This window comes from Vibrio sp. 1727, from assembly GCF_033344415.1.
GTDB lineage: Bacteria > Pseudomonadota > Gammaproteobacteria > Enterobacterales > Vibrionaceae > Vibrio > Vibrio alginolyticus.
Genome location: NZ_JAWPOT010000072.1, coordinates 1 through 1,182 on the forward strand (window position 1 = coordinate 1; position 1,182 = coordinate 1,182).

Annotated in this window: 1 protein-coding gene; it reads right to left on the reverse strand. The window is 43.3% G+C overall.

Annotated elements, in window-relative coordinates; all coding sequences use genetic code 11:
* Positions 1-1,182, reverse strand: a 1,182-nt coding sequence (locus R8O10_RS23880) for an Ig-like domain-containing protein (protein WP_412035170.1), incomplete at both ends; no start/stop codon positions are given.

A 1,182-nucleotide genomic window follows, 5' to 3' on the forward strand; every position in this document is an offset into this window, starting at 1 on the left:
AGTGTGACTTTTTCGTTTGATAGGCCTTCTTTACGGCTCGCTTCAACAGCGAAGATCGGCTCATCATTAACCGCTTCGACTGTAATTACAGCCATAGCTGTATTAGATTCACGTCCGTTTTCTTTCACAATAGAAAACTCAAACTGGTCATTACCAAAGTAGTTTTCCTTACTTTGGTAGGTATTCCCATCAATCTTGCCGTGCATCGGCGGCTTTTTAATGACGATGGTGTCCCCTTTCTCTAGTCCTTGTTGCTGATGTAAGTTAAGTTCCAGTGGCGTATCTTCTAGCGCTTTGTATTGAAGACTATTGGCGGTGATTACTGGAGAATTGATCGTGATGACCACCTCACCTTCTGCTGTCGTCCCAAAATCGTCAGACACTTGATACTTCATTACTGCTCGTTGTTCTGGAATGTCTGAAACAGGAACAGAATAGTGGATTTTTTGTCCTGAGATTTCAGCGCTACCAATCGAAGGCTTTGATGTGATCTTATCTAGCTTCAATGTGCTATTCGCATCCGATGAGTCGTCATTCGCCAGTACATCAATCGTAATACTTTCACCGCTTAATACGGTGACGGAATCCGTTTCAACCGTAATACTAGGTTTCGCCTGAGGTTTTTCTAACAAAGCAGCAAAAGGATAGTTACGGCCACGCCCTTCGCTTAATCCGCTCGTCTTGTACGAACTGGCATTTCCATAGAACTGCTTCTTTTTCTCTCCATTAGACAAATAAGCGTCCAAGAATGAATAGCTGTATTCTGGCTTAGCGTTTTCTAGCTCAATGACCAACAACTGCTCACCTTCACCGATATCAAATGGCGATGCAAACATAACTCGACCACCAAACGTAGGAATCACCCCCGATGACACTTCAACTTGAGTGTCAACGTTAATAGACGCATTCCCCCAACGGTTTGTAGTCAGGTCATATTTAAACATGCGATAACGCATCTCGGAGTTTGGTAGGATTGGCTTAGCAAATAAGTAGAAACCAACCAAAGATTGGTAACCGTCGTTGTTTTCTAACCCAAACCCTATCGTATTGTTGCGGCTGTCTTCATACACGTACGTTCTTGAAAGTGACGTTATCCAAGCCGATTTATTCGTCGATGAAGGAATAGACGCTCGTAACGTGCCGCTTTGATCTGTACTGGCGATATCATTAATCGAGATATTG